Below are 26,451 nucleotides of genomic sequence, written 5' to 3'. Positions count from 1 at the left end.
GGAATGAACCATGCGTCATCGTAAAAGTGGTCGTCACCTGAGCCGCACCAGCTCGCACCGCAAGGCCATGTTTCAAAACATGGCGGTGTCGCTGTTCGAGCACGAGCTGATCAAAACTACTCTGCCAAAAGCTAAAGAACTGCGTCGCGTTGCTGAGCCGCTGATCACTTTGGCCAAGGTAGATAGCGTTGCTAACCGCCGTCTGGCTTTCGACCGTACTCGTTCGAAAGCTATCGTTGGTAAGCTCTTCAACGACCTGGGCAAGCGTTACGCTACCCGTGAGGGTGGCTACCTGCGCATCCTCAAGTGCGGTTTCCGCGCTGGCGACAACGCGCCTATGGCGTACGTCGAGTTGGTTGATCGTGCTACTGCCGGCGAAGCTGTATCCGCCGAGTAAGACGTCAGTCTGAAACAAAGGACCGGGCCTAGTGCCCGGTTTTTTGTGTCTGAAACAAATGTGTTGTTTGTTCAGGTCTCTTCTTCCTCCAAGCCGTCATGATGTAGTGGGGAGGATAAGTAGAAATTATCTATCGATGTCTGCAAGTTAATGAATTTGTAGGTGTCACATTGATGATCAATACTCCTCCTCAGCCGATTAGCCGGCAGTTCAAGACCGACAGAGGAAGGAAGATCGCATGAGTCAGAACACAACGCTTACAACCGCCAGCGGCGCTCCCGTTGCCGATAACCAGAATTCCCGTTCCGCCGGCCCCCGTGGCCCGTTGCTGCTCGACGACTTTCACCTGATCGAGAAGCTTGCCCACTTCAACCGTGAAAATATTCCGGAGCGTCGCGTGCACGCGAAAGGCTCGGGTGCATACGGTACGTTCACGGTCACTCGCGATATCAGTCAATACACCAGCGCGAAACTGTTTGAGTCGGTTGGCAAGCAAACCCCAACCTTCCTGCGGTTCTCCACTGTCGGTGGTGAACGCGGTTCGGCGGACACCGAGCGTGACCCCCGTGGTTTCGCGCTGAAGTTTTATACCGAGGAAGGCAACTGGGACATTGTTGGCAACAACACGCCGGTATTTTTCATCCGCGATCCGCTGAAGTTCCCTGACTTTATCCACACCCAAAAACGTCTGCCGCAAAGCAATCTGAAAAGCGCTCAGATGATGTGGGACTTCTGGTCGCATTCGCCTGAGGCGCTGCACCAGGTCACGATCCTGTTTTCAGATCGGGGTATTCCTGACGGCTACCGTCACATGCACGGCTTCGGTAGCCACACCTATAGCCTGATTAGCGCCAGTGGCGAGCGTCATTGGGTGAAATGGCATTACAAAACCCAGCAAGGGATCAAGAACCTGGCTCCAGCGGATGCTGCGCGCCTGGCCGGCACTGACCCGGATTACGCCCAGCGCGATCTGTTCAATGCCATTGAACGCGGTGATTTTCCGAAATGGACTGTGTGCATTCAGATCATGACCGAAGCCCAGGCTGCCGCTCATCACGAGAATCCGTTCGACGTCACCAAGACGTGGTCGCAGAAAGAGTTTCCGCTGATCGAGGTGGGTGTTCTGGAGCTCAATCGCAACCCGCAAAATTACTTCGCTGAAGTTGAGCAGGCCGCATTTGGCCCCAGCAACATGGTGCCAGGCGTTGGTCTTTCACCGGATCGAATGCTGCAAGGTCGGGTCTTTGCCTACGCGGATGCTCATCGCTACCGTGTGGGGACCAATCACCAGCAGTTGCCGGTGAATGCGCCTCGTAGCCCGGTCAATACGTATCAACGTGATGGTTCGATGGCGTTTGGCGGCAATGGCGGCGCAGCGCCGAACTACGAGCCGAACAGCTATGTACAGTCGCCCAAACAGGCTCCTCATTTCGCGGAGCCTGCCTTGACCCTGAGCGGCGCGGCCGATCGTTATGATCATCGCGAAGACACCGACTACTACAGCCATGCCGGCGCGTTGTTCCGCTTGATGACTGAAGTGCAGAAATCACTGCTGGTCAGCAACATCGCCGGTGCGATGGCCGGTGTCTCCAGTGATGTGGTGGATCGTCAACTTCAGCATTTCTACAAGGCTGATCCGGCGTATGGAGAAGCAATCGCAAAGCTGCTCAACGTACAGCTTAACGAAGTCTAAATGAGAAGCAGAACCGCCCTTATTTGGGCGGTTTTTGCGTTATTTAGGCTGGTTTTCTCTGAATATCTTCGCTTTTATTGCGTATTGCGAGTGACGTTATGGGCAGGGTGGTTCAAACTACAACTTTCAAGCAGGGAGATGTAGGGCGATGCAAGGCCACCCAGACGTAATCGATTACCTCAACACGTTGCTGACCGGCGAGCTGGCCGCGCGTGATCAATATTTCGTCCACTCGCGGATGTATGAGGACTGGGGTTTCACCAAGCTCTACGAACGAATCAACCACGAGATGGAAGAAGAAGCAGGGCACGCCGATGCGCTGATGCGCCGGATCCTGATGCTCGAAGGCACGCCGCGCATGCGTCCGGACGACCTCGATGTCGGCACCACGGTGACAGAGATGCTCGAAGCGGATTTGCGCCTTGAATATAAAGTGAGAGCTGCGCTGTGCAAGGGCATCAAGCTCTGTGAGCAGCACAATGACTATGTCAGCCGTGAAATGTTGCGAGTTCAATTACACGACACCGAAGAAGATCACACCTACTGGCTCGAGAAGCAGTTGGGTCTGATCAAGTTGATCGGTCTCGAGAACTACCTGCAATCTCACACCTGATTTGCGAATACAAAAAAGCCCCTGTCACTGATGAAGTGACAGGGGCTTTTTCATGGGGGCCAGGTTAAGCCCGATCACGCTCCAGCAGCGGCTTGAGGTAGAAACCGGTATGAGATTGCTTCATCTCGGCCACTTCCTCCGGGGTGCCGACCGCAATGATCTGGCCGCCCTTGGAGCCGCCTTCCGGCCCCAGGTCCACCAGCCAGTCGGCAGTCTTGATCACGTCCAGGTTGTGTTCGATGACCACGACGGTATTGCCGTGATCGCGCAGTCGATGCAGCACGTCGAGCAATTGCTGGATATCCGCGAAGTGCAAGCCGGTCGTCGGCTCGTCGAGGATGTACAGGGTTTTGCCGGTATCGCGTTTGGACAGCTCGCGGGACAGTTTCACCCGTTGGGCTTCACCGCCTGACAGTGTGGTCGCCGATTGGCCCAGCTTGATGTACGACAGACCGACATCCATCAGCGTTTGCAGCTTGCGCGCCAGAGCCGGTACCGCGTCGAAGAATACCCGTGCTTCCTCGATGGTCATTTCGAGGGTTTCGTGAATGCTCTTGCCCTTGTACTTGATCTCCAGCGTCTCGCGGTTGTAGCGCTTGCTCTTGCAGACGTCGCACGGGACATAGATGTCCGGCAGGAAGTGCATTTCAACCTTGATCAGGCCATCGCCCTGGCAGGCCTCGCAACGTCCGCCCTTCACGTTGAAGGAGAAACGCCCCGGCCCGTATCCGCGGGAGCGGGATTCCGGCACGCCGGCGAACAGTTCGCGGATCGGCGTGAACAATCCGGTATAAGTCGCCGGGTTGGAGCGCGGTGTACGGCCGATAGGGCTTTGGTCGATGTCGACGACCTTGTCCAGGTGTTCCAGGCCCTTGATGCTGTCGTGCGCGGCAGCCTCGAGCGTCGTTGCACCATTAAGTGCCGTGGCGCTCAATGGGAACAGCGTGTTGTTGATCAGCGTCGACTTGCCCGAGCCGGACACGCCGGTGACGCAGGTCAGCAGACCAATCGGAATCTCCAGGTCGACATTGCGCAAATTGTTGCCGCGAGCACCGTTGAGGGACAGCGTCAGCTTTTTGTTGCGCGGCGTGCGGTTGGCCGGGACTTTGATCTTCACCCGGCCCGACAGATATTTGCCCGTCAGGGAGTCGGGGTGCGCCATGACTTCGGCCGGCGTACCTTCAGCGACGATATGCCCGCCGTGCACGCCAGCACCCGGCCCGATATCCACTACATAGTCCGCCAGGCGAATCGCGTCTTCGTCGTGCTCGACCACGATCACTGTGTTGCCGATGTCGCGCAGGTGCTTGAGGGTGCCGAGCAATCGGTCGTTATCGCGCTGGTGCAGGCCAATCGAAGGTTCGTCGAGGATGTACAGCACGCCGACCAGACCGGCGCCAATCTGGCTGGCCAGGCGGATTCGCTGTGCCTCGCCGCCCGACAAAGTGTCGGCACTGCGATCCAGCGACAGGTAATCCAGACCGACGTTGACCAGAAACTGCAGACGCTCGCGGATTTCCTTGAGGATCTTGTCGGCGATTTCGCCACGGCGGCCGGTCAATTTCAGCCCGCCGAAGTATTCGCAGGCATCGCCGATGGGCAGGTTGGTCACCGCCGGCAGGGTTTTCTCGCCAACCCACACATGCCGTGCTTCACGGCGCAGACGGGTGCCTCGGCAATCCGGGCAGGATTGGGTGCTAAGGAATTTGGCCAGCTCTTCGCGCACCGAAGCCGACTCGGTTTCGCGGTAGCGTCGCTCCAGGTTCGGCACGATGCCTTCGAACGGGTGCGACCGTTTGACGATGTCGCCACGGTCGTTCAGGTATTTGAAGTCGACGTTCTGTGAGCCGCTGCCGTGCAGGATGAATTTCTGCTGATCGGCTGGCAGTTCGTTGAACGGAACCTCCAGGCTGAACTTGTAGTGAGCAGCGAGCGACCCGAGCATCTGGAAGTAATAGACGTTGCGCCGATCCCAGCCGCGTATCGCACCTTCGGCCAGGGTCAATTCACCGTTGACCAGACGCTTGATGTCGAAGAACTGCTTCACCCCCAAACCATCGCAGGTCGGGCAGGCGCCGGCCGGGTTGTTGAAGGAGAACAGCTTGGGTTCCAGTTCGCTGATCGCGTGGCCGCAGATCGGGCAGGCGAAACGTGCGGAGAAGATCATCTCTTCGCCCGGCTCGTCGTCCATCGGCGCCACGAGGGCAATGCCGTCCGCGAGTTTCAGCGCGGTTTCGAAGGATTCGGCCAGGCGTTGTTGCAAGTCGGCGCGAACCTTGAAGCGGTCAACCACGACATCAATGGTGTGTTTTTTCTGTTTGTCGAGCTTGGGTGCTTCGTCCAGCTCATAGAGCTTGCCGTTGATTCGGGCGCGGACGAAGCCTTGTGCGCGCAGCTCTTCGAAGACCGACAGGTGCTCGCCTTTGCGCTCGCGGATGACCGGGGCCAGCAGCATCAGCCTGCGGCCCTCCGGTTCGGCGAGGACCAAATCAACCATCTGGCTGACGGTCTGCGCTTCCAGAGGGATGTCGTGATCCGGGCAGCGCGGAATACCCACGCGTGCATACAGCAGGCGCAGGTAGTCGTAGATTTCGGTGATGGTGCCGACGGTTGAGCGCGGGTTGTGCGAGGTCGACTTCTGTTCGATGGAGATCGCCGGCGACAGGCCTTCGATGGTGTCGACGTCGGGCTTTTCCATCATCGACAGGAACTGCCGGGCATACGCCGACAGCGATTCGACGTAGCGGCGCTGGCCTTCGGCGTACAGGGTGTCGAAGGCCAATGACGACTTGCCGGAGCCGGACAAGCCGGTGATGACGATCAGCTTGTCCCGTGGCAGGGTCAGGTCGATGTTCTTCAGGTTGTGGGTTCGAGCCCCACGAATCAGGATCTTGTCCAAAGTGGCCTCGCTCGGCGGGCGTCGAAAACGTAGGAGTATACGGCCAAATACTGGATGGATGCACACTATCAAACGAGTGGGTGACTGTCTTACATGAAGAGTGTGTCAGCAATGCGCGGCAAAGCGTCGCGATATATCCCGTCAATCGATGGGACTGGTAGAATCGCCGCCGGTTCACATGAGGTTTTTCCATGCACGATCCCCACAGCGAGCGTATGAGTGGCAGCGAGACCCGCGCAGCAAGCGGTCTGGCGCTGGTGTTCGCCTTCCGTATGCTTGGCATGTTCATGGTGTTGCCGGTGCTGGCGACCTATGGGATGGATCTGGCGGGTGCGACCCCGGCCCTGATTGGGCTGGCGATTGGCGCATACGGCCTGACCCAGGCTGTTTTCCAGATCCCGTTCGGTATCATTTCTGACCGTATCGGTCGCCGTCCGGTGATTTACCTGGGGCTGATTGTCTTCGCCCTCGGCAGCGTGCTGGCGGCCAATGCCGATTCGATCTGGGGTGTGATCGCCGGACGGATCCTGCAAGGCGCCGGGGCGATTTCTGCGGCGGTCATGGCGTTGCTGTCCGACCTGACCCGTGAGCAGCACCGGACCAAGGCCATGGCCATGATCGGGATGACGATTGGTCTGTCGTTCGCTGTCGCGATGGTTGTAGGGCCATTGTTGACCCGTGCTTTCGGCCTGTCCGGGTTGTTTTTCGCCACGGGCGGCATGGCGTTGTTCGGCATCTTGATCGTGATGTTCATGGTGCCGCGGTCCACCGGGCCGTTGCAGCATCGTGAATCCGGTGTGGCGCGCCAAGCGCTGATGCCGACGCTCAAGCATCCGGACCTGCTGCGCCTGGACCTGGGCATTTTTGTGTTGCACGCCATGTTGATGTCGAGCTTCGTTGCCTTGCCGCTGGTCCTGGTGGAAAAAGCCGGCCTGCCCAAGGAGCAGCACTGGTGGGTGTACCTGACTGCGCTGCTGATTTCTTTCTTCGCCATGATCCCGTTCATTATCTACGGCGAGAAGAAACGCAAAATGAAACGAGTTTTACTCGGCGCCGTCGTGACGCTGTTGCTCACTGAGCTATTCTTCTGGCAGTTCGGCGACAGCTTGCGAGCTCTGGTGATCGGTACGGTGGTGTTTTTCACCGCTTTCAATCTGCTGGAAGCTTCGTTGCCGTCGCTGATCAGCAAGGTTTCACCGGCAGGCGGCAAGGGCACTGCGATGGGGGTTTACTCCACCAGCCAGTTCCTCGGGTCAGCACTGGGCGGCATTCTCGGCGGCTGGATGTACCAGCATGGCGGTCTGTCGGTTGTGTTCCTCGGATGCGCCGGTCTGGCTGCCCTCTGGCTGGTCTTTGCTGTTACCATGCGTGAACCTCCCTACGTCACAAGCCTGCGCTTGCCGTTGTCGCCTGAGGCGGTCCGCGAAGCGGGTCTGGTCGAGCGCCTGAAGGCGGTCGTAGGGGTAACAGATGCAGTGATCGTCGCGGAAGAAGCGGCTATTTACATCAAATTGGACACCGAACTATTGGATCGCACCACCCTTGAGCGCCTGGTGAACAACCCGGCCGGGGCAGCGTGCGTAGCCTAGGAGAACGTTATGGCCCGTGGGGTTAACAAAGTCATATTGGTCGGCACTTGCGGCCAGGATCCCGAAGTTCGCTACTTGCCTAACGGTAACGCCGTGACCAACCTGAGTCTGGCGACCAGCGAACAGTGGACCGACAAGCAAACCGGTCAGAAAGTCGAAAAGACCGAATGGCACCGTGTTTCGATGTTCGGCAAGGTTGCGGAAATCGCCGGCGAATACCTGCGTAAAGGTTCGCAGGTCTACATCGAAGGCAAGCTGCAGACCCGCGAGTGGGAAAAAGACGGTATCAAGCGTTACACCACCGAAATCGTGGTCGACATGCAAGGCACCATGCAACTGCTGGGCGGCCGTCCACAGGGCGAGCAGCAGCCTCAGGGCGGCGGTAACAACTACCAGCAATCCGCTCCGCGCCAGCAGGCTCCACGTCCGCAGCAGTCGGCACCGCAACAGCGTTCGGCTCCGGCTCCACAGCAGGCTGCACCGCAGCCAGCTCCGGATTTCGACAGCTTTGATGACGATATCCCGTTCTAGGATGTACCTAGGAGGAAACTGTAAAATATTTCAATTAAAGCCCTGATTATTCAGGGCTTTTTTATTTCATTTGCGAACGCGTTGACAGGTCGATAAAGAGGAACTTAGCTACCTAGACCAGAATGTAAATTTTGGAGGTGGCCCATGCTGCGTGCTCAACGGTTCGTGATGAAATCTGGTGAGCGTTATGTTGTTGGCGCTGATTGAAAACTAACCCACCGGGGGTGGGGACCATTTGACCTGCTGCATTGTTTGACTGATATCAGAGAGGTCTTGGCCCTTTGTTATCGAGTGACAATGCATAAGTGCCACCGATAGGCAGCACGGCTTTTTCAAAGTGTGGTTAAAACGCCACGAATGGTGCTTCTCGAAGGACGGTCAAGACCCTCTTGGAGAGAGCGCTTCTTGTGGAAGCGCTCCTCAAGCATTTACGACACGCAGTGCCAGCTTAGTTAGTTACCAAGCCCGCCTAGGGCGACGTACTTGATTTCCAGGTAGTCATCCACGCCGTACTTCGAGCCTTCTCGCCCTAGCCCAGATGTTTTTACCCCGCCGAAAGGTGCCACTTCGGTGGAAATGATCCCTTCGTTAACACCGACCATGCCGAATTCCAGGCTGTCGACGACGCGGAAGATTCGACCCACGTCTCGGGCAAACACGTAGGCAGCCAACCCGAAGGGCGTGTCGTTCGCCATTTCGATCGCTTCAGCCTCAGTTTCAAAGCGGAAGAGCGGTGCCACTGGGCCAAAGGTTTCGTCGTTAAAAATCAACGCATCGCGAGGAACGTTGGTCAAAACGGTCGGCTGAAAATAGCTTCCGCCGAGCGCATGACGTTTGCCGCCAGCAGCAACCTGCGCGCCCTTGGAAAGCGCGTCGGCAATGTGCTCCTCAACTTTATCAACTGCCTGGCTGTTGATCAGCGGGCCCTGCACAACACCGTCGTCCATGCCATTGCCAACCTTGAGCGCGCTAGTCGCCTCAGCCAGCTTTTTCGCAAACGTGTCGTAAATACCCGATTGGACCAGGATGCGGTTGGCGGCTACGCAGGCCTGGCCTGTGTTCCGATATTTCGCAGCCACGGCGCCTTGTACGGCAGCATCCACATCAGCATCGTCGAAGATGATGAAGGGGGCATTGCCGCCCAGTTCCATGCTGGTTTTCTTGATGGTCGGAGCACATTGCGCCAACAGTTGAGCGCCTACCTCGGTCGAGCCAGTAAACGACAGCTTACGAACCACATGGCTGGAAGTAAGCTCGCCGCCGATGGCCCGGGCAGATCCAGTCACCACGTTGCAGACGCCGGCGGGCAGGCCAGCGCGTTCAGCCAATACTGCGAGAGCAAGGGCTGACAACGGCGTTTGGCTAGCAGGTTTGATTACTCCGGCGCAGCCTACAGCCCAGCCTGGACCAGCCTTTCGCGTGATCATCGCGGAAGGAAAGTTCCAGGGGGTGATTGCCGCAAAAACACCGATCGGAGCTTTTTGCACCAAGAGACGACGACCATGAACGTTGTGCGGGACGATGTCGCCATACACGCGTTTCGCTTCTTCCGCGTACCACTCGATAAAGCCCGCGGCGTAGACGATTTCGCCTCGTGATTCCACCAGCGGTTTGCCTTGTTCGGCTGTCATGATGACCGCGAGGTCTTCCAGATTCTCATGCATCAGATCGAACAGTGTGCGCAGAACCTTCGAGCGTTCCTTGGGCAGTGTGTTGCGCCATGTGCGCATAGCCTTTTCAGCCGCTTCAATAGCCCGCCGAGTTTCCGCTGCGCCACCGTTAGGCACACGTGCAATCAGCTCACCAGTCGCCGGGTTTCTAACTTCAATGGTCTCGCCGCTATCGGCTTGTACCCACTCGCCACCGATCAGCATTGCCTGGCGCAACAGGTCCGGATCTCTCAACTGTAACTTTACGACTGCGTTCATTGATTCGGTCTCAAGCAGGGTTACGACCAACGAAGAAAGCTTCGTCGAGATCAGATGTTGGGTTCAGGCCAGCAGCTTCCAGGCCCTTGCGAAGCACGGCCATGTCGCGCTGGAAAACTCGCTGGGTCGGGTGCGGCAGTGGACCGCCGTTGTAGCCCTGGAGCCAGCCTTCGTATTTCCACATCATGCGGTTCAGGAGACCGTTGGCGGCGATAGGCAGGCTTCCGAAGGCCTTGCGAGCCGGATCAATTTTGTACCAGAGCTGCGTGGCCTCGTCGTAATTTCCGGCTTGAATCAGCGCGTGGATCTTTGGAATGGTCGAGCCGTAGTAAGAGGAGTAGTTAGTTCCACAGAACGGAATATCTATGACTTGAGCGAGTGGTGCGTACTCGTATTCCAGCGGAGAAGAAATCACCACTTCTTTGTGGAACTCACGGTGAACTTCGATCGCGGACATGATGTAGGGCAGGCCGCCCTCGGCTTTGATAGCCACCACGTTAGGAATTTCGTCTACCATCCGGCGCAATACCGAGACCGGAATGTCGGCTGGATGCAGGCGGCCGAAGTTCCAGGCCGGCAATGGGAAGACGATTACGCCGAGGTTTGTGGCGTCGCAAACAGCCTTCGTGTAATCGAAGACTTCGTCGTAAGACTTGGGGTAGAAGTAGGGCGGGTAACCCAGCAGAACCAGGTCTGCACCTGCGGCTTCTGCGCGCTTTACGGCCTCGATGTTCTCTTCGAGGGTATTGAATACCGCCTGGTGAATAACCATAAGACGGCCCGCAGCCTGATCGGCCATGATGCGGCAGAACTCATCGTATTGGTCGCGAGTAATCGCTACTTCGGAGCAGGAAAGAGAGCCGACAAAACCGTGCTTGATAGCAAGCTCTACGTCGTGGCGAACGGCCTTTTCATTGATGCGTTTGAAGTCTGAGGTCATCGTTGGAATCGTGACGTTACCGACACCTTTAAGGTGTTCACGTGCCCACTCGCGGGATTCCTTTTTGTTGTAATTAGCCATGGTCGGTTCCTATCTATAAGTCAGTGTTTAGGCGGATTGGTACGTTCAGCGTTTGGTTTCGAATTCAATTGGCAACGGCGTCGCAAGACCTGCTTCGATCGCCTTTGTCAGGAGCAGCTCCGCCACAACGATGTCTTGAAGGCCGCCGCCGACCGACTTGAACATGGGCGTTTTGGATTTTTTAAGTTGCTCATCACATGCGCCGCTCATCAAGTCGGCAAGGCTGAAGGCTTTATCGTGGAACTCGATTCCCGCCGCCTTCGCCGCCAGCATATCGCCGGTCTCTTCGAGAACTTCTTCCAGGGTGTCGCAGATGATCAGGTCGCTGCGCTCCACAACCGACACATCGATCTCGCGTTGTTCCGGAATGGTGGACCCGATGGAGACAACGGTCGCGCCTGGCTTGAGCCAATCGGCAAACAGAATGGGTTCTTCGCCGTGAGAGCGGGCAGCCGTCAGCACGATGTCCGCGCCTTCGACGGCTTCTTTAGCCGAAGCTGCTCCAATTGCAGGGATACCGAGGTCGCTGGTAACCGCTTCGGCAAAAGCCTGGCGTTTTGCTGGGGTCGGACTGAACACAGTCACTTGCGTCAGTTCCCGGACGCTGGCGAATGCACGGGTATGCATAGACGCCTCCAGGCCACTCCCCAGAACTGCTAGTTTCGCTGGGCCTTTCGGAGCCAGAAGGTCCAGGGCCGAGGCTGATGTTGCAGCGGTGCGGTAACCCGTGACCAGGTTTCCATCAACGAATGCGGCGATACGGTTTGTCGTTCTATCAAAAAGCACGATGACGTATTCGATGCCCGCAGGCGCGTCGCCGCCCATGTTGGAGCCCATGAGTTTGGCTCCGTAATAACGCCCACCTACAGGAATCGCCGGAAGCGTACGGAGCCAGGTTTTCTGCAGCACTGCGACGGTTCTTGGTGGCGTCGCTTTGGCTGGGATCTGTTGACCGTAAGCAGCTTGCAGGGCGGCAATGGCGTCTTTCCAGCGGAAGACAGACCTTGCTACATCGCTGGAAACGAACACAGGCGCTTGTAAGGGGGCAGTCATTCTTGAACTCCGTGAATTATTGAAATTGGAGGGGGTGTTCAGGCTCGTACGGTCTACGGGCAGCATCACATTATGTGGGGAAATTCCATCAACTCTGCAGGTGATACGGCTCAAGTGGTCGGGTGAATGTCACCGGAGAAATCAGCTCAGCACGTCTCGGCCTCACGACAAACGACACGTAGCGTATTCAAAGTATTGAGGCGAGGGCAGCTCCTTGTCAACCGAGTAATTAGCCTCAATTCGACTAACTGAAACACGGTTGCGTTTTCAAAACGGTACGTATAGTTTGTTAAGGTCGTCATCACAAAAAGATCTGGAGAACTGTATGAAGCTGGGTAGATTTGTCGTAGAGGGCCTGGACGGTCCAGTGCATCGCATCTGTCTCGTTCTGCCTGAACAGGGTCGGGTAATTGATCTGCGCGCTGCTGAGGCTCTTCGCTTGCAAACGCAAGGTGCGACGCGCGAAGCATCGCTGCGTTTAGCGTCGGCTCTGTTTCCTGAAAGCATGTCGGCAGCTATCGCACTGGGTCAGCAATTTCTTGATTCTGCTGCCCAGGCCGCCGAGAAGCGTGGCGATGATGCCTCGCTCGCAATCGACGTAATTAAGTGGGGCGCTGCTTGTGATCCATCAGTGGTGCGAGACGGCCTCACCTTTACCAAGCACATTCGCCAGTTTCACGAACGAATGAACGTCACTCCGCAGCCGGCATTGCTTGATATCCCAGGCTATTTCAAAGGCTCGCCCTGGACTGTGATCGGTAACGATGCAGTCGTGCCGTGGCCTGCCAAAGGTCAGCGGATTGACTATGAGCTGGAGATCGGCTGGGTAATCGGTAAGCTCGCCAACAACGTGAGCCCTGATGATGCACTTTCCCACCTGTTCGGCGTGACCATTTTCAACGACTTCAGCGCCCGTGATCTGCAGGCAAACGAGTTCGCTATCGGCATGGGTCCGACCAAGAGTAAAGACTTCGCTTATGGCATTGGCCCGTGGATCACCACCATCGATGAGTTCAAAAGCTTGAACAACATCGCCATGTCGGTCCGAGTGAACGGCGAAACATGGGGTGAGGGCGATACATCTGAAATGCTCTGGACCCCAGAAGAGCTGATCGCCTACGTATCCATTGATGATCACATCCAGCCAGGTGACGTGATTGGTTCAGGTACCATGGGCAATGGTTCTGCGTTGGAGATCGGCCGCAGCCTAAATCCAGGCGATTTGGTTGAGCTAGAGGTTGCCGGTGTCGGCGTGTTGCGCAACCGCATTGGCGAGAAGAAAGCGGATGGCTGGTGGCCGGAGAAGCGTCAGCCGTTCATGTAACTCAGCGCATAAGAGTGCTTAGCGGACGGAGTGAGCGGCTGACAAACATCAAGTTTATCTGCGCAACTTATCACTTTCGTCCCTAAGCATTTTTGCTGGAGTGGCTTTGGCGTGTGCACGGTAATTCACGGCGCTTTGAGCTCTCTTTGAGAGCGATAAAAGTGGCATATGCTGCACCAGGTCAAAATTCGCCAAATGACTCAGTCGAACTCATTTGGCTACCCAGCTTTAACCACCCGCCACAGAAGCGGAGAGGAGACAAAAATGAGTAAAGTAAAACGCGTACTGATAGTCGGGAGTGGTATCGGCGGTGCGACTGCTGCGTATGCGCTGCGCAGGGCGGGGGTTGATGTCCACAGCATCGATATCAAGCCTGATACGCCGACAGCTGGCTCCGGTATTTGTATGCTTCACAACGCTATGCGAGCTTTGGATTCCCTGGGTCTGGCCGAGCCCTGCCTTGATAGTGGCTTCAGTTTTAACGCATTTCGACAATTCGATGCCGCAGGTGAGTTGTTTCGAACCGACCCTGCGCCTCCGAGCTGTGGTATTCGTCGCCCGGAATTGGCTCGCATTCTGGAAGGTGCCGCAGAAGGTGCTGGAGCTGTTCTGGACAAAGGCGTAACGGTGAAAAGCCTCGTCGACCGTGGTGATTGCGTCGAAGTCCAATTTTCGAATGGTACTGAAGGTGTCTACGACATAGTCGTTGCCGCTGACGGTGTTTACTCCAAGCTACGAGACGACACCTTTGGCCCAGAAGTGGGACCGAAATTCGCGGGCCAAAGTGTCTGGCGCTTTAATGCCCCACGACCTTCCCAAGTGGATGCGTTTTGCTTGTATCGCAGTCCGTCGGGTCGCACCGTTGGGTCGTTTCCGACCTCTCAAGACTCTTGCTACATCTTCTTTTTGGAAAACAGCGTCGATCCGCTGCGAATCCCCGACGGCGAAGCCGCGGTAATGCTCCGTGAGCGATTGTCCGAGTACACGGCACCCGCTGTGAGAGAGTCGCTTGATTTGGTGACTGATGCGAAGAAGATCATTTTTCGCCCTCTCGACATCACCTTGGTACCAGCACCTTGGAACCGTGGTCGCGTGGTGCTCCTGGGGGATGCTGCCCATGCTCCGACGCCGCATATGACTTCTGGGGGTGGAATGGCAATTGAGGATGGTGTAGTTCTGGCAGAGTGCATAGCAGCTGCTAGCTCCGCTGAACAAGCACTGGTGGATTACAGCAATCGCCGCTTCGGCCGAGTTAAGACAATCTGTGATGCTTCGCTACAGCTCTGCCGGTATGAGCAAGACAATCCTTTCGCGAATCGGGAAAAGTCAGCAGGTCTGCTTTTGCAGACTTACCAGTACTTGGGTGAGCCTATTTAATACGCTAGGAAGACGTGAACCTTAGTTGCTTTCGCAGCTAAGGTGGCTTTTGTAAAAATAAGATAAATGGCGATCAGTCGTAAGACTGATCGCTGATGCTGCGGCGTAAATATGCCGTAAGCGAGACGTAGAAAAAGTTACGTCTCGCTGACGCCGAGCAGATGGTACACATAGTTGATGTGCGATTCGGCAAACTCTGCGTCGAGTGGAGCGTGACCTATCAAAAGCCGCATATAGACTGCTCCATAGATGATATCCATCAAAATTTCGACATTGGTATCTGCTGAAATCTCGCCACTCTTGCGCCACTCTTCAAGCGTTTCTCTGATAACCGCGCGCCTTCCGTAATGAAACCTTTCACGAAAAGCTCTGAGTATGGACGGGTCGGATTGCCCCTCTGCGATTATCTGGGCAACCAAACGCCCGGACCATCCGGAATATTGCTCTACTAGGGATCTGAAGTGGTGCGCGATGGCGCCTTTAAGCCCTAGTTCGCGGGGCAGGGTGGTTTTGACCAGGTGGTTTTCGATAAACGCATCTATTACAACCAATGCTTTGGAGTCCCACCATCTGTAGATCGTGGCTTTGCTCACCCCAGCTTCACGAGCGATAGCTTCGATCGAAATTGCCTGAATGGACTTCTCCTGAAGCAGCTTGATGGTGGAGTCCAGTATCTGGCGACGCGTAGCTTCGCTTCGGGGGCGACCTACCGCCGATTTGGTGGCCGAAGCCGCTCGCTTAACTTGCATTACAGAAGTCCTTCCAGCTCGCTGCTGATTGAGGGGGTCGATCAAAATCATTTAATCGATACGATGTGGCCAGTATATAGTCAGATTAGCCAGAGTTCCACACCGTGTTCTGGTATCGAGTTGACCTTAAAGTTCCGAAGAGATCCCCATGGAATCAGGGTCTTTGGCTCGTAAGATTCGAAAAAAATTCCAGCTAAAAAAGTCTTTACAGTACGTACCGTATCGTATAGGTTTAGCCCATCTCCCTGATCAAGCGCCTAGATGCGCATTCAAACAAGAAAGGAAGGGTGGCATGAGGTTAGACCTGTTTTCACTTTGCCAATTGGGCTTCAGGCTGTTCCGGTGCCTCAACTGGATGCCCCTTCATAAGCCGAATATTTCTGTATCCGACCCTCTCCGTCGCCGCTGTTCGCATGGAGAAGAATACCCTTTTAGCGCATTTGACGCTTCTGCGCTCTTCGAGATTGCTGGGCGTTGGCTATCTGCTGCTTTGCTTCCCGAGCCCGCGGGATCAAGTTCCGATCGCAACCGTTCTTTCGTTACCGATGTAAAAGCCCAGGTGATCGAATGGCCTGATGTTTACTTCACTCGTTTCTGGGGTGGAGAGTACTCGGAGCACTATATCTCGGGCCTCGCTCGCTAATAAGGCACGTAGCGCCGGCAGGCCTTATTCTGGCTATTATGTTTAATATTTAATCGAAGTAAAAACAATTACAAGGAGATTGAGATGAATATTATTGGTCCCGATACGCTAGTGTTTGGTGTCGATGATGTCGAACTGTGCGGTCAGTTCCTAACCGCTTATGGGTTGAATCCCGTTGCAGATAACCGGTATGAAGCGCTGGATGGCACTGGTGTTGTAATTCGCCATCAGGACGACTCTTCATTGCCTGACAAAATCTTGCAAACGGGCAACATGCTTCGCAAAACTATTTACGGCGTAGCTGATCAATCCGTTTTAGACCAGATTAAGCGCGAGTTCGAAGGCGAGCGCGAGATTAAACAATTAGTCGATGGGTCTCTCGAAGTTGTTGATGACGTTGGTTTTGTGCTGGGCTTCCAGATCACCGTCCGCAAGCCCATTAATCTCAGCGCCGAGCGAGTAAATGCGCCCGGTAGCATCCATCGGCCCGCTAACGTCACCGGTGTCGATGTTAGTCCTGAAGCGCCTACGCCAAAACCGCGAACGCTTTCGCACGTCGTTTATTTCGTTCCCGATATTGAAAAAGCAGAACGGTTTTATACCGAGCGGTTAGGGTTTAGAGTCTCGGACCGATTCGAAGGTATGGGTCCATTCTTACGACCGGCTGGCACCTTTGACCACCACACACTGTTCTTTATCAAAACGCCGCCACAAATTCAGGGCTGTGAGCATTTTACTTTCCATATGGGCGGGCCTTCCGAAGTAATGAGCGCGGGCTACGCGCTTGCCGGAAAGGGCTATGAAAGTTATTGGGGCCCAGGCCGTCATCAGTTTGGCTCAAATTGGTTCTGGTATTTCAATACGCCGATGGGTTGCCATATTGAGTATGACGCTGATATGGATCAGCACGATGATGATTGGGTGCCACGTGTTGCTCCAGCTATCACAGACAACTCGCAGATTTTCCTATTCCAATGGCGTGATAAGTGGGCGCCAGGTGGCCCGCAGAATTAATGTCTCCGGAAAAGCGAAAGGTATGGGTATGCAATACCAGTAGCTTCGCCAACGGTGCGGCAAAAGGTGTTCGGCTGAAAGAGTTTGGCAGCGATGACTTTTTTGTGGTTAATCGAAATGATCAAATTTTTGCGTACGAAAATTCTTGCCCGCACTGGCCTGGCTCAACACTGCCTATTAAAAAAGACACCTACCTGTGCAAGGAGAAATTGTACATAACCTGTCATGGGCACGGAGCCCTGTTTGACGTGCCTACTGGGCGGTGTATTTCGGGCCCCTGTGAGGGGGAGCATCTAAGCTCTCTTGAGGTCGTGGTTGATGAAAATGGAGAAATATTCGTCCTGCTATAAATATGCTTGAAATGGCTTGGCGCTTTGATTGCTCTTTATTTGCTTATTACAAAAATAATTAAGAAGTATATTAATGAAAAAAAGTGCAGTTCTCCTTTTTACCTTTTGTCTGGCTGTTTCAAATTCATATGCTCTTGAAGGCGGCGCCTCGAGCTATCCACTTGGCATTCTGACGGTAATGAGCGGAGCAGTGGGAGCTCCCGGAGAAACTGGTATTTACACGTATAACAAACGTATCCAGTTGGAGTCGCTGCGCGACGGCCAGGGAGATAAACAGTTTCCCAAGGCAAAAGGTACCATTCACGCACACGCGCTTAGAGTCGTGCATACACTCGAAGAAACTGAGCTGCTGGGGGGAAATGTCTCAGTTCAGGCTGCGCTGCCCTACGTAAAGGGAGATATAGACATTCCTGCTTTGGGTGCCTATGGCTACGATGATGCAGCGGGCATGGGCGATCCTCTGTTTGGTGTACTCGTTAGTTGGGTATCGCCGCGATATTTCCAGAATGTTGAGTTCGACCTGGTTGAACCGTGGGGTAAGTACCGCAAAGGCGCGCTTATAAATCCAGGCAATAATGCTAGAGCGTTGTACGCCGCTTATGCCTTCTCATGGTTCGCATTGCCTCAGGTCGAAGTGAGCTCAAAAATCAGTTTGAATTACAGTTTTGAAAATGATGCGACGAATTATCAATCCGGTATTCAGTTGGTGGCTGACTATGGAGTGAACTATCGAATTTCTGACGCTTGGCTGGCTGGAGTGGGTGGTTATATTACTACACAACTAAATGATGACGAGCAATTCGGTAAGGATGTTGGTAATCGCACGAAAAATATCAAAGTTGGTCCGCAAATCGGTTACGCCCAAACGGGCTGGGGCGTCGTTGCAGCTTACCAGAAGGATGTCTTCGCCCGAAATGTTGGTGAAAGTAATGTTTTGATGATCAACACTGTAGTTCGGTTCTGATAGCTAATTCTGTATAGAAAGGAGTGAATATGAATGCTGTATTGAAAGAGGCGTTAATAGCGGGTGTGACTGGTGGGCTGGTGTCTGCATGCATTGCATTCGCCGTGGCGTTTTTTGTTGTGCCTTTGCCGGCGAATGTATTGGAAAATGCAATGGGAAGTACTTTTTGTGGGTTTTTCAGCGGTTTAATGAGCGGATTTGTAGGTGTCTACGTCGCGCTAAGCAAGTTTGTTAAAGTGCGGTCATTGGAAGTATCTACATCCAGGTAATATTAACTGGCTTATAAAGTTAGTATCTGTTTCCCCGTTTTTTCCACTCGTAAACTGATGGTGTCGGCAGGGTGAGTGGGATTTTTATTATTCTGGGCCAAGCGCTAGAAAACTGGGAGGTAGGATGCATGTAATGTTTGCTGGGGCTGAAAGTAGTCTAGGTCGTACCTTGGCCCAGCGGCTTCGCGCATTGGGGGCGCTCCTTGGTCGACCAATCACCCAGTTAACAGTGATTGGTGAGGGGGGCAGATGGCTTTCTCGCAATCAGCGCGTCTCAACACTTGATGCAAGACTGTCCGACGCGAAGCTTCTGCAGCATATTGCTAGTCATGAAGTCGATTTATTTTTCCATCTGTTTAGTTGTACGACAGGTGTTAGTGAGGTCGATGATGACGTGACGTATGCGAATGTGGCAATTATCGATGGAGTATAAAAAATGAGCAGTCTCAGGTTGTCTGCATTGTTCGCTCTGATTCTGGTCCAGATAAGCATCAGTCGAGTCTATGCTGAAGACGCGGTCCAAAGTGCTCGCGCCAAGCAACTCCTTGCCAATGCAGTAAGTTACTACCGCGATCAGGGTGACGCCGCCTTGGCTGCATTTAGCCGCCAAGGAGAGTTTATCGACGGGGACCATTATGTGTTTGTTGTTGATACCAAAGGCACGATGCTTGCCAGTGGCGGGAGTTCTGCTGTTTTGATCGGGCGGGATGTCTCCTCGGTCTTGCAGCCCGAGTTAAAGAGTGCATTCCGTGAGGTTTTATCAGCGCCTGAAGACGGCGTGGTCAAAAGTGTCGAGTACCGATGGCTAAACGCGCGTGATGGAAAAGTAGAGCGAAAAAAGGTTTACTACCAACGCTATAAAGACCGGATTTTCGCAGTAGGCGTATATCTTCCCCGTGCGACCGCGGAGCAAGCCAGCGCGCTGTTAGCGAAATCGGCACATGCCTTAAAAGAAAACCCTGCGGCCGCCATACAAGCCATCAACTCTCTCTCTCCAGAGTTTCGCGAAGACGATCTATATGTTTTCGTGGTGGATCTGCGAACCCAGCGTTACGAGGCTCATGGTTATAACCTTCGACTGATTGGGGTTAACTTTTCGTCCATTTACGATTCTCAAGGTAAGCCCGTTGGAAAACCAATTATGGCGTTACTAAAAAAATCCGATTTTGTTGAGTATGACTATAAGTGGAAAAATCCTGTCACGTCAAAAATCGAAGATAAACACGCGTTGATACGCAAGGTCGGCATTTATCTAGTTGCCGTAGGTTATTACAGTGTTAGTTCGCCCCCGTTAGATTAGCCTTATCCGCATATGTGGGGTTAGTGATGCGCTTAGTTTCAAATCTCATTCTTTCTTTGATGTTATATTCTAGTCTGGCGGGCTCGGAAGAAAAGATTGAATATTGGCATACTGTGCGTCCTGATGCGCTGACCTTTGCAGTTACTTTATTCTTTCACTCAATGCCAATAACGGTGAAGTTGACCCTGAATATGCAGAACGATATAAGCAAAAACTGTCTTCTTTGCAAGGGCATTTAGCAGCGGAAAATGACCCGCAGATTCGCCAGGCCTTGGATAAAATCCAGGCGAACTTAGTAGTGCTGCAGCGTCACAGTAGAGACGATCATGTTTTATTTTCTACTTGTCTAAACGCTATTCTAGCAGGCTGGGCGCGGTTGGATTTTATCGCAGAAAAAAGGTATAAAGATGTCGCGCCACTCGACGCTAAGCATTTACTGATTGATGAGCTGGAACTCGACCAGAGTAAGTTTTTATTGGTCTATTAAGGTTGAATGTTAGGTGCGTTGAATGTATATGCGGTCGACAGCGACTCTGACACTATCCATAATCTCGATCGTCGAATATTAAATAACTTTGAACGACTTGGTCGTTTAGGTCCTGAGCAGTCGTCGGCGTTGGAGAAAGTCGCCAGGAATTACTGATTTGTCAGACCTCGGGCTTTGAGCCAAGAACGCAATGCTATCCCAAGTGGCGATGCCTATTATATTAAAAGAGTTCGATCTGACTTGTCCGTCATCAGAAATTTAAGTCAATAACAATAAAATTATCGTCGGGGCACATTGTTCCTGTAGACCAGACCTTCGCCGGAGATCGCATGTCATTAGCTAACCGAGTATTAGGTAATCTTTCTGTCGGTGCAAAGCTTTCCCTCGGATTCGGGGTGGTGTTACTTCTTACCCTCGGCGTCGCGATTACCGCTTTCCATGCCTTAGCTGTGCTTGGTGCTCGTGGGGAACAGTTAAGAACGGCGGACTGGATACAGACGCTTGTGCTGGAAGCACGAATCGCTGAAAGTGAATACGCGCTTTCGCTCGAACCTGTGCTTGAAGAGCAGGTTCGTAGCACAGTCGGCAAGCTTACAGAGCACTTCAACGAATTGCCGGCCAAGACCGCAGCGGAACTGTCAATGCAGCGTGCGGTGGCTGACTATCTTGAGCAGTTTGTCCGTTACAAGGAGTCTTTAGGCGTTACAAGGGAGTCCAGACTTCGTATGCAGACCCTAGCCCAAGCAGCTGGCGAAAGTTTTAGCATGGTTTTTTTGGATCAACTAGACGCTTTGAACGAAACAGCTGCTCAAGGTGTGCAAGCGGACCCCGCGCAACTGTTCTTACTCGAGCAAACTGCTTCGCTTCGCGAAAAACTGTCGAAACTACGTGACAGCGAACTCTACTACTCCCTTGACGGTGAAGAGCGTTACCGCAGCGACTGGGAGATGAGCATGAGTGATTTGGTCGCTGCGATGAAGACGATCAAATTACCCAATAATGAAGAAGCTTCGCTTAAAGCTGCTAAAAGTGCGCTCAGTGATTACCGCAAGGCGTTCGATCAGTTCTCATCCAGTTTGAAGCAGCGGGCTACCAGCAAAATTGCGATGAATGACCAAACCTCCAAAGTGAATGATCTGCTTGAAAAAGCCGATCAGCTTCAGACGCTTGGAATACAGCAAGACAGTCGCCGTGTGGTGACCCAACTCAGTGCAATCAGCATCCTTGCATTGGTGCTGGGCATAGCTGCCGGAATGCTGATTCGCCAGTTGATTTTGCAACCCTTACACCAGGCTATTGCGCAGACACATCGGGTGGCCTCTGGCGATTTGACCGGCGGTACTCAGCCAGTAATACGGCAAGACGAGTTTGGCCGCCTGCTGGGGACCGTGAACAGCATGCTTGTTAGCTTGCAAGGTTTGGTGGGGCGAATTGGAAGCGGTGTCGCGATGCTTAACCGAACCGCGGTTAGTCTCACTGAGATGATTCAGCGCAGCAGCCATGGTGTTGACCGTCTTCGGCGCGAGACGGAAATCGCCTCCAACGCGATGAGCCAGATGACGCTAACGGCTAAAGACGTTGTGCTAAACGTGGGTGATGCCAGCGCCGCCGTTACGCTGGCGGACAATCAAGCACGCGATGGTGATGCGCTTGCCCGCCAAGCAGGTTCGAAAATTGATCAGCTCGCGATTGAAATGACGGGCTGTGCTGATGCAATGCAGCTATTGCTTGCCGAAAGTACCTCGATCGGGGGCGTTCTGGATGTAATCAAAGCCGTGGCGGAGCAGACGAACCTATTAGCCTTGAATGCTGCGATTGAGGCTGCCCGGGCCGGTGAGCATGGTCGCGGTTTCGCCGTGGTTGCTGACGAAGTCAGAGGTTTGGCACGTCGTACGCAGAGCTCCACCGCCGAGATTGAACAACTTATCAGCCGGCTTCGTGGTGTCGCGCAAACAGCCACCGATCGCCTCCAGGGTAGCCATGTTTTGACCGGAGAGGCCGTGGTCTTGGCCTCCAAGGCTTCTGAGGCGCTTACGCGCATCACACGTGCGGTATCGAGTATTGAGATGATGAACCATAAGATTGCCCAGGCTGCTGAAAAACAGCTTGTTGTCGCCGAGGAGGCCAGTCAGAGCCTACATACCGTCAGGGGCGTTGCAGAGGACAGTGCGCGTGAAAGCGATCAGCTCCAAAGGTTAACTGTGGAGCTGCAGAATGTTGATGCGGAACTTAATTCCGCCGTGGGTTATTTCCGGACATAGCTTCAGGAGGTAGTAGTCGCGTTAGTTAGAGCACGCCACTCTTCAATGCAACTACCTGCTGTTGTTTTAGAAACAGCTCCGGATCTACTTCTGCTTTTATATCGATGCCAATCCAGGCGCTGGACGCTGTCTTCAGGCCTGTCCCGTAAGGTCGGTTAAACGCGCCACTACTGCCTTTGCGCAACATTCGTCTATCCGTTCCGACGCACCAGAAATTCCCACTGCGCCTATCAGTTGCCCTTTATAAAAGAGGGGTTCGCCACCGCCAAAAAGCGCGATGTTTGGCTGCAGTGGCAGGCCCTGGCGAACAGCGTCGGAGCACGCCGCCAAGCGGGTCTTCCAACTGCTGGTAGAGGCCTTGAAGCTAGCTGCGGTCAGCGCTTTATTGAGCGCAACCTCGCGGCTTAGAAATGGTGCGCCGTCCATGTGCGCCAAATGAATCACTTCGCCCGCTGGGCCGACCAGCACAATGCTGATCTGTACACGCTCGCTTTCAGCTTCTTTTAGAGCGACGTGAAGCAGCTCCATCGCCAGCGCTAACGTCAGACTGTGCGTTTCGCGAACCAGGTTGTTCATGTCGATATCTCTAGTACACACCGTCAGACTTGGTGGTCGCCAGGTTGTCTTTGAATGATCCGGCAAGTGTCTGCAGTCCACGCATAAGAACGGTTGTATCTACGCCAACGGCTACGAATGAAGCGCCCAGTTCGATGTAGCGGCGGGCGAGCTTTTCGTCGGCGCTGAGTATGCCGGCAGCTTTGCCTGCTTTGATAATGCGCGTAATTCCTTGCTCGATGACGGCTTGTACGTCGGGGTGCCCTGGGTTGCCTCGGTGGCCCATGGAGGCGCTGAGATCTGCCGGCCCGATGAATATGCCATCTACACCCTCGACCGCGGCAATGGCATCCAAATTGGCCACGCCTTCGGGGTTTTCGATTTGCACCAGGAGGCACATCTGCTCATCGGCATTATCGAGATAGCCAGGGATGCTGTTCCATCGCGATGCCCGTGCCAAGGCACTGCCTACGCCCCGAATTCCGACTGGTGGGTAGTGAATCGCGCGCACCAGCTCTTTAGCCTGTTCTGCACTTTCAACCATTGGTACCAGCAGTGTTTGCGCACCGATATCGAGAATTTGTTTGATTAGCACGGCATCGCCGATGGCCGGGCGGATAATTGGTTGGCTAGGGTAGGGCGCCACTGCCTGGAGTTGCCTCAGCAAACCCCTGATGTCGTTAGGTGCGTGCTCGCCGTCTATCAGCAGCCAATCGAAGCCCGCAGTCGCTGCGAGTTCTGCTGCATAGGCATCGGCCATGCCGAGCCAGAGACCAATTTGCGTTTCGCCTTTTTTTAGCCGTTGCTTGAAGCGGTTGACTGGCATTTCCATGGAGCACCTCAGAACTAGACGAAACGGCAAGCAACGGAACCCAGCATGTCGTAATCGACATGAAACGTATCGCCCGGGTTCGCAGCTACAGGACGTGTGAAGGAGCCACCCAGGATGATTTGCCCAGGTTCCAGGGTGACGTCATAAGGGGCCAATTTGTTGGCAAGCCATGCCACGCCTTTTGCAGGGTGATTTAGCACCGCGGCAGATACGCCTGACTCTTCGATGACCCCGTTTCGATAAAGCACGGCTGGCACTTTGCGCAGATCAATATCGTTCGGGCGCACTGCACGTCCGCCCATCACTACGCCAGCGTTAGCCGCGTTGTCGGAAATGGTGTCAAAGACTTTTCGAGTTCCCTTGGTGTGAGGGTCAACTTGCTGGATGCGCGCATCGATAATTTCCAGTGCGGGAATTACCCAATCTGTTGCGTCCAATACATCCAGCAGCGTGACGTTAGGGCCTTTCAGTGGCTTGCCCAAGATAAACGCCAGCTCGACCTCTACGCGGGGAACGATAAAGCGCTCAAATGGAATATCCGTGCCTTCCTCAAAAAGCATGTCATCGAGGAGGGCGCCGTAATCGGGCTCGGTGATATTCGAGGAGACCTGCATGGCACGAGAGGTCAGGCCAATTTTGTGACCTACCAACTTACGCCCGTCTTTGATTTTTTGAGCGACCCAAGCTCGTTGAATAGCGTAAGCGTCTTCGATGGTTATCTCAGGGTGCTCAAGTGAAAATTGGCGTACTTGTTCTCTGCTGCGTTCAGCCCTGTCGAGTTGTGCGGCAGCTTGCAGAATTAAGCTTGAGTCGAGCATGGCGGGGGTCCTTAGTTGGGATTTACGATTGCAGCGTCGGTGCGCAATACAAGGAAAGCGCCGCAAACTATTAGCGCTGCAAGCACGTATAGGGCGAGGCTAGCGCTATGGGTGGTGTCGCGCGTCCAGCCAATCAGATACGGGGTCAGGAAGGACGCGATGCTTCCTAATGAGCTGATGAGCGCGATGCCCGCTGATTGGGTGGATTTGGATAAGTACGCGGCCGGTAGTTGCCAAAACATGGGCAGGGCTGCGCTGGCACCCATGCCCGCCAAAACCAGCCCGCACATAACCCCAAGAGGGTTGGCAGCAAGCATTCCGGCCAGAGCAATACCGATAGCTGACAGTAAAAGCGGCACGCACAAGTGCCATCGCCTTTCGCGATTGCGATCAGATGAATGGCCGCAGGCGATCATAAATAGACATCCCGCAACATAGGGAATAGCGCTCAGCAGCCCCACGTCGCTGTCACTGGCGACCCCGCTCCCATGGATGAGCGTCGGCATCCAGAACGCGAGCGTATTAACCGCTAGCATGACGGCGAAATAAATCAGCACCAGTAGCCAGGTGCGAGGCGCTTTGAAAATTCCGCCGTACGAGGTGATCGATTTTTTCTCTTCTTCACGCTCAAATTGCTCGAGCAAGGAACACTTTTGCTCAGCACTCAGCCACGTGACGTTTTCGAGCGCGTCGGGCAGGAATTTGAGTACAATGATGCCGAGCAATATCACAGGTGCTCCTTCAATCAGGAACATCCACTGCCAGCCGCGTATTCCTGCTACGTCATGAAAGTTTTCAAGAATCGCACCTGAAAGCGGCCCACCAATCACCCCGGCCATGGGTACCGCTATCGCAAACAAAGCTGTTACCTGAGCGCGACGCGCAGCGGGGTACCAGCGATTGAGCAGAACTAAAATGCCTGGGAAAAAGCCGGCCTCTGCCATCCCTAGCAAAAATCTCAATGCGTAGAATTCGAAGGCGTTTTCGATAAACAGCATGGACGTTGAAAGCACGCCCCAGACCATCATGAGCGCGGCGATCCAGCGGCGCGGGCCGACTCGATCCAAGGCCAAATTACTGGGCAGGCCGAACAGCGCGTACGAGACGAAAAACAAGCCGGCGCCGAATCCATACACCGTATCGCTGAACTGCAGGTCGCTGCTCATCTGCATTTTGGCGAAGCCGATGTTTATGCGGTCCAGATGCGCGAACAAATAGCAGGTGAACAAAAGTGGCATCAAACGCCAGGTAATAAGCGTGTGCGCTTGCTCAGCATGGTTCGAGACGCTGTGGTGCGAAGCTGGAAGTGATCTCATGATTTTTCTTTTTATTAACGTGTCAGGGGCGACTTTTTATTAGCTGCTTTGGGCGTTCAAAAAGGCATGGATGTTGTTTTGCTTGAAATTGAGTTGCTCATGCAGCTCCGTCATTTCAAATGAAAGGGCGAGAAGGCGTTTGGCTTGCAGGGGGGCAAAGTGTTCCGTGATCACTTGGAACAGCGATTCGGCGACCTTGGCTCGGGTCGCGAGGTCACGCCCATGCCCAACCTTTAGCGTCATATGAACAAACGCGTAGTCGTGCTTGCCATCGGCCATGCGCCATGTGTTCAAGCGCACTGCACGGCTTCTAATGCCACCGAGAGGGAACACGCCGGATTCGCCCAGCAAGGCGTGAACTTTTTCGAAAAGCCCGGGCAGATCGGCTTCGCGTTCAATGTTGTGGGTGTATTCGGCAATGAAATGCGGCACGCGTGTCTCCTTGGAAAGTGAGTTTCCATGGCGGTA

General features: G+C 54.2%; 25 protein-coding genes and 1 pseudogene. 16 read left to right on the top strand and 10 right to left on the bottom strand.

Annotated elements, in window-relative coordinates:
- The first annotated feature begins 10 nt into the window (after window positions 1-10).
- The 3 genes from rplQ to bfr all read left to right on the top strand — a co-directional run bounded on the left by rplQ (window position 11) and on the right by bfr (window position 2,703).
- Complete coding sequence (gene rplQ / locus CKW19_RS19935) at window positions 11-397, top strand: 50S ribosomal protein L17 (protein WP_040071272.1); 387 nt, start codon at window positions 11-13, stop codon at window positions 395-397.
- Between the two features lie 238 nt (window positions 398-635).
- On the top strand, window positions 636-2,090 hold the full coding sequence (locus CKW19_RS19930; protein WP_095059508.1) for a catalase: 1,455 nt from the start codon (window positions 636-638) through the stop codon (window positions 2,088-2,090).
- A gap of 148 nt (window positions 2,091-2,238) precedes the next feature.
- On the top strand, window positions 2,239-2,703 hold the full coding sequence (gene bfr / locus CKW19_RS19925; RefSeq protein ID WP_095059507.1) for a bacterioferritin: 465 nt from the start codon (window positions 2,239-2,241) through the stop codon (window positions 2,701-2,703).
- Window positions 2,704-2,767: 64 nt separating this feature from the next.
- Here bfr and uvrA read toward each other — a convergent pair whose 3' ends face one another.
- Window positions 2,768-5,602, bottom strand: a complete 2,835-nt coding sequence (gene uvrA, locus CKW19_RS19920) for an excinuclease ABC subunit UvrA (RefSeq protein WP_095059506.1) — start codon at window positions 5,600-5,602, stop codon at window positions 2,768-2,770.
- A gap of 191 nt (window positions 5,603-5,793) precedes the next feature.
- Here uvrA and CKW19_RS19915 point away from each other — a divergent pair, with 191 nt between their 5' ends.
- Complete coding sequence (locus tag CKW19_RS19915) at window positions 5,794-7,191, top strand: MFS transporter (protein WP_095059505.1); 1,398 nt, start codon at window positions 5,794-5,796, stop codon at window positions 7,189-7,191.
- A gap of 9 nt (window positions 7,192-7,200) precedes the next feature.
- Window positions 7,201-7,722 carry a single-stranded DNA-binding protein gene (locus CKW19_RS19910; RefSeq protein WP_095059504.1) on the top strand — a complete coding sequence of 174 codons (522 nt, stop codon included), beginning with the start codon at window positions 7,201-7,203 and terminating at the stop codon, window positions 7,720-7,722.
- 452 nt (window positions 7,723-8,174) lie between these two features.
- On the opposite strand, the gene CKW19_RS19905 is transcribed toward CKW19_RS19910, so the two are convergent.
- Genes CKW19_RS19905 through CKW19_RS19895 form a run of 3 tightly spaced genes read right to left on the bottom strand, consistent with a single transcriptional unit; the run spans window position 8,175 to window position 11,724 of the window.
- A complete protein-coding gene (locus tag CKW19_RS19905; RefSeq protein ID WP_095059503.1) occupies window positions 8,175-9,650 on the bottom strand; it encodes an NAD-dependent succinate-semialdehyde dehydrogenase in 1,476 nt (491 codons plus the stop codon).
- A gap of 10 nt (window positions 9,651-9,660) precedes the next feature.
- Window positions 9,661-10,671 (bottom strand): dihydrodipicolinate synthase family protein, encoded by a 1,011-nt coding sequence (locus tag CKW19_RS19900; protein WP_095059502.1) that lies wholly within the window; start codon window positions 10,669-10,671, stop codon window positions 9,661-9,663.
- Between the two features lie 45 nt (window positions 10,672-10,716).
- Window positions 10,717-11,724, bottom strand: a complete 1,008-nt coding sequence (locus CKW19_RS19895) for an ornithine cyclodeaminase family protein (protein ID WP_095059501.1) — start codon at window positions 11,722-11,724, stop codon at window positions 10,717-10,719.
- 325 nt (window positions 11,725-12,049) lie between these two features.
- Between CKW19_RS19895 and CKW19_RS19890 the strand changes: the two genes are divergently transcribed.
- Both CKW19_RS19890 and CKW19_RS19885 read left to right on the top strand, forming a co-directional pair.
- Complete coding sequence (locus CKW19_RS19890) at window positions 12,050-13,048, top strand: fumarylacetoacetate hydrolase family protein (protein WP_095059500.1); 999 nt, start codon at window positions 12,050-12,052, stop codon at window positions 13,046-13,048.
- Between the two features lie 264 nt (window positions 13,049-13,312).
- Window positions 13,313-14,425: an FAD-dependent monooxygenase gene (locus tag CKW19_RS19885; RefSeq protein ID WP_095059499.1), complete on the top strand. Its 1,113-nt coding sequence runs from the start codon at window positions 13,313-13,315 to the stop codon at window positions 14,423-14,425.
- 137 nt (window positions 14,426-14,562) lie between these two features.
- Here CKW19_RS19885 and CKW19_RS19880 read toward each other — a convergent pair whose 3' ends face one another.
- The gene (locus CKW19_RS19880) at window positions 14,563-15,174 is read right to left on the bottom strand and encodes a TetR/AcrR family transcriptional regulator (RefSeq protein WP_095059498.1); all 612 of its coding nucleotides are present in this window, start codon (window positions 15,172-15,174) and stop codon (window positions 14,563-14,565) included.
- Window positions 15,175-15,466: 292 nt separating this feature from the next.
- On the opposite strand from CKW19_RS19880, the gene CKW19_RS28560 reads away from it, so the two are divergent.
- The 9 genes and pseudogenes from CKW19_RS28560 to CKW19_RS29585 all read left to right on the top strand — a co-directional run bounded on the left by CKW19_RS28560 (window position 15,467) and on the right by CKW19_RS29585 (window position 22,462).
- Window positions 15,467-15,817: a hypothetical protein gene (locus tag CKW19_RS28560; RefSeq protein ID WP_143500375.1), complete on the top strand. Its 351-nt coding sequence runs from the start codon at window positions 15,467-15,469 to the stop codon at window positions 15,815-15,817.
- A gap of 84 nt (window positions 15,818-15,901) precedes the next feature.
- Window positions 15,902-16,831: a VOC family protein gene (locus CKW19_RS19875; protein WP_095059497.1), complete on the top strand. Its 930-nt coding sequence runs from the start codon at window positions 15,902-15,904 to the stop codon at window positions 16,829-16,831.
- Window positions 16,831-17,181, top strand: coding sequence for a Rieske 2Fe-2S domain-containing protein (locus tag CKW19_RS29595; protein WP_095059496.1), 351 nt, complete (start codon window positions 16,831-16,833; stop codon window positions 17,179-17,181). Before CKW19_RS19875 ends, CKW19_RS29595 begins: the two co-directional genes overlap by 1 nt.
- Window positions 17,182-17,254: 73 nt before the next feature.
- Complete coding sequence (locus CKW19_RS19865) at window positions 17,255-18,145, top strand: transporter (protein ID WP_095059495.1); 891 nt, start codon at window positions 17,255-17,257, stop codon at window positions 18,143-18,145.
- A 29-nt stretch (window positions 18,146-18,174) separates the two neighbouring features.
- Window positions 18,175-18,414, top strand: coding sequence for a hypothetical protein (locus CKW19_RS19860; RefSeq protein WP_095059494.1), 240 nt, complete (start codon window positions 18,175-18,177; stop codon window positions 18,412-18,414).
- 436 nt (window positions 18,415-18,850) lie between these two features.
- On the top strand, window positions 18,851-19,714 hold the full coding sequence (locus tag CKW19_RS19855; protein ID WP_095059493.1) for a cache domain-containing protein: 864 nt from the start codon (window positions 18,851-18,853) through the stop codon (window positions 19,712-19,714).
- Window positions 19,715-19,937: 223 nt separating this feature from the next.
- Window positions 19,938-20,201, top strand: a complete 264-nt coding sequence (locus CKW19_RS28760; RefSeq protein ID WP_095059492.1) for a hypothetical protein — start codon at window positions 19,938-19,940, stop codon at window positions 20,199-20,201.
- A 329-nt stretch (window positions 20,202-20,530) separates the two neighbouring features.
- A pseudogene (locus CKW19_RS29590) lies at window positions 20,531-21,604 on the top strand (methyl-accepting chemotaxis protein); the annotation flags it as partial.
- The gene (locus CKW19_RS29585; RefSeq protein ID WP_371856353.1) at window positions 21,599-22,462 is read left to right on the top strand and encodes a methyl-accepting chemotaxis protein; all 864 of its coding nucleotides are present in this window, start codon (window positions 21,599-21,601) and stop codon (window positions 22,460-22,462) included. The pseudogene CKW19_RS29590 and the gene CKW19_RS29585, both read left to right, overlap by 6 nt.
- 132 nt (window positions 22,463-22,594) lie before the next feature.
- Here the strand turns inward: CKW19_RS29585 and CKW19_RS19840 are convergent, their stop codons facing one another.
- From CKW19_RS19840 to CKW19_RS19820, 5 genes are read right to left on the bottom strand one after another with little or no spacing between them, the layout of a single operon-like run.
- On the bottom strand, window positions 22,595-23,038 hold the full coding sequence (locus CKW19_RS19840; protein WP_095059490.1) for a heme-binding protein: 444 nt from the start codon (window positions 23,036-23,038) through the stop codon (window positions 22,595-22,597).
- Window positions 23,039-23,048: 10 nt separating this feature from the next.
- Window positions 23,049-23,849, bottom strand: coding sequence for a 4-hydroxy-2-oxoheptanedioate aldolase (gene hpaI / locus CKW19_RS19835; RefSeq protein WP_095059489.1), 801 nt, complete (start codon window positions 23,847-23,849; stop codon window positions 23,049-23,051).
- Between the two features lie 14 nt (window positions 23,850-23,863).
- Window positions 23,864-24,667: a 2-oxo-hept-4-ene-1,7-dioate hydratase gene (gene hpaH / locus CKW19_RS19830; protein ID WP_095059488.1), complete on the bottom strand. Its 804-nt coding sequence runs from the start codon at window positions 24,665-24,667 to the stop codon at window positions 23,864-23,866.
- An 11-nt stretch (window positions 24,668-24,678) separates the two neighbouring features.
- Window positions 24,679-25,983, bottom strand: a complete 1,305-nt coding sequence (locus CKW19_RS19825; RefSeq protein WP_095059487.1) for an MFS transporter — start codon at window positions 25,981-25,983, stop codon at window positions 24,679-24,681.
- Between the two features lie 39 nt (window positions 25,984-26,022).
- Window positions 26,023-26,415 (bottom strand): 5-carboxymethyl-2-hydroxymuconate Delta-isomerase, encoded by a 393-nt coding sequence (locus CKW19_RS19820; protein WP_095059486.1) that lies wholly within the window; start codon window positions 26,413-26,415, stop codon window positions 26,023-26,025.
- Window positions 26,416-26,451 lie beyond the last annotated feature (36 nt).

The organism is Pseudomonas sp. Irchel s3f7 (assembly GCF_900187615.1).
Classification (GTDB): Bacteria; Pseudomonadota; Gammaproteobacteria; order Pseudomonadales; family Pseudomonadaceae; genus Aquipseudomonas.
Note: the sequence above shows the minus strand (reverse complement) of the source record. Positions and strands in the feature narration are given on the sequence as shown.

Excerpts from the sequence above, each read along its gene's own strand:
- CKW19_RS19900 (WP_095059502.1), bottom strand. The coding sequence starts at position 10,671 with ATGGCTAATTACAACAAAAAGGAATCCCGCGAGTGGGCACGTGAACAC.
- CKW19_RS29595 (WP_095059496.1), top strand. The coding sequence starts at position 16,831 with ATGTCTCCGGAAAAGCGAAAGGTATGGGTATGCAATACCAGTAGCTTC.
- CKW19_RS19880 (WP_095059498.1), bottom strand. The coding sequence starts at position 15,174 with ATGCAAGTTAAGCGAGCGGCTTCGGCCACCAAATCGGCGGTAGGTCGC.
- CKW19_RS19890 (WP_095059500.1), top strand. The coding sequence starts at position 12,050 with ATGAAGCTGGGTAGATTTGTCGTAGAGGGCCTGGACGGTCCAGTGCAT.
- CKW19_RS19825 (WP_095059487.1), bottom strand. The coding sequence starts at position 25,983 with ATGAGATCACTTCCAGCTTCGCACCACAGCGTCTCGAACCATGCTGAG.
- CKW19_RS19915 (WP_095059505.1), top strand. The coding sequence starts at position 5,794 with ATGCACGATCCCCACAGCGAGCGTATGAGTGGCAGCGAGACCCGCGCA.
- CKW19_RS19885 (WP_095059499.1), top strand. The coding sequence starts at position 13,313 with ATGAGTAAAGTAAAACGCGTACTGATAGTCGGGAGTGGTATCGGCGGT.
- CKW19_RS28560 (WP_143500375.1), top strand. The coding sequence starts at position 15,467 with ATGAGGTTAGACCTGTTTTCACTTTGCCAATTGGGCTTCAGGCTGTTC.
- CKW19_RS19855 (WP_095059493.1), top strand. The coding sequence starts at position 18,851 with ATGAGCAGTCTCAGGTTGTCTGCATTGTTCGCTCTGATTCTGGTCCAG.
- CKW19_RS19930 (WP_095059508.1), top strand. The coding sequence starts at position 636 with ATGAGTCAGAACACAACGCTTACAACCGCCAGCGGCGCTCCCGTTGCC.
- bfr (WP_095059507.1), top strand. The coding sequence starts at position 2,239 with ATGCAAGGCCACCCAGACGTAATCGATTACCTCAACACGTTGCTGACC.
- CKW19_RS19860 (WP_095059494.1), top strand. The coding sequence starts at position 18,175 with ATGAATGCTGTATTGAAAGAGGCGTTAATAGCGGGTGTGACTGGTGGG.
- hpaI (WP_095059489.1), bottom strand. The coding sequence starts at position 23,849 with ATGGAAATGCCAGTCAACCGCTTCAAGCAACGGCTAAAAAAAGGCGAA.
- CKW19_RS19895 (WP_095059501.1), bottom strand. The coding sequence starts at position 11,724 with ATGACTGCCCCCTTACAAGCGCCTGTGTTCGTTTCCAGCGATGTAGCA.
- hpaH (WP_095059488.1), bottom strand. The coding sequence starts at position 24,667 with ATGCTCGACTCAAGCTTAATTCTGCAAGCTGCCGCACAACTCGACAGG.
- CKW19_RS19910 (WP_095059504.1), top strand. The coding sequence starts at position 7,201 with ATGGCCCGTGGGGTTAACAAAGTCATATTGGTCGGCACTTGCGGCCAG.
- CKW19_RS19865 (WP_095059495.1), top strand. The coding sequence starts at position 17,255 with ATGAAAAAAAGTGCAGTTCTCCTTTTTACCTTTTGTCTGGCTGTTTCA.
- CKW19_RS19840 (WP_095059490.1), bottom strand. The coding sequence starts at position 23,038 with ATGAACAACCTGGTTCGCGAAACGCACAGTCTGACGTTAGCGCTGGCG.
- CKW19_RS19875 (WP_095059497.1), top strand. The coding sequence starts at position 15,902 with ATGAATATTATTGGTCCCGATACGCTAGTGTTTGGTGTCGATGATGTC.
- rplQ (WP_040071272.1), top strand. The coding sequence starts at position 11 with ATGCGTCATCGTAAAAGTGGTCGTCACCTGAGCCGCACCAGCTCGCAC.
- CKW19_RS19905 (WP_095059503.1), bottom strand. The coding sequence starts at position 9,650 with ATGAACGCAGTCGTAAAGTTACAGTTGAGAGATCCGGACCTGTTGCGC.
- CKW19_RS29585 (WP_371856353.1), top strand. The coding sequence starts at position 21,599 with ATGCTTGTTAGCTTGCAAGGTTTGGTGGGGCGAATTGGAAGCGGTGTC.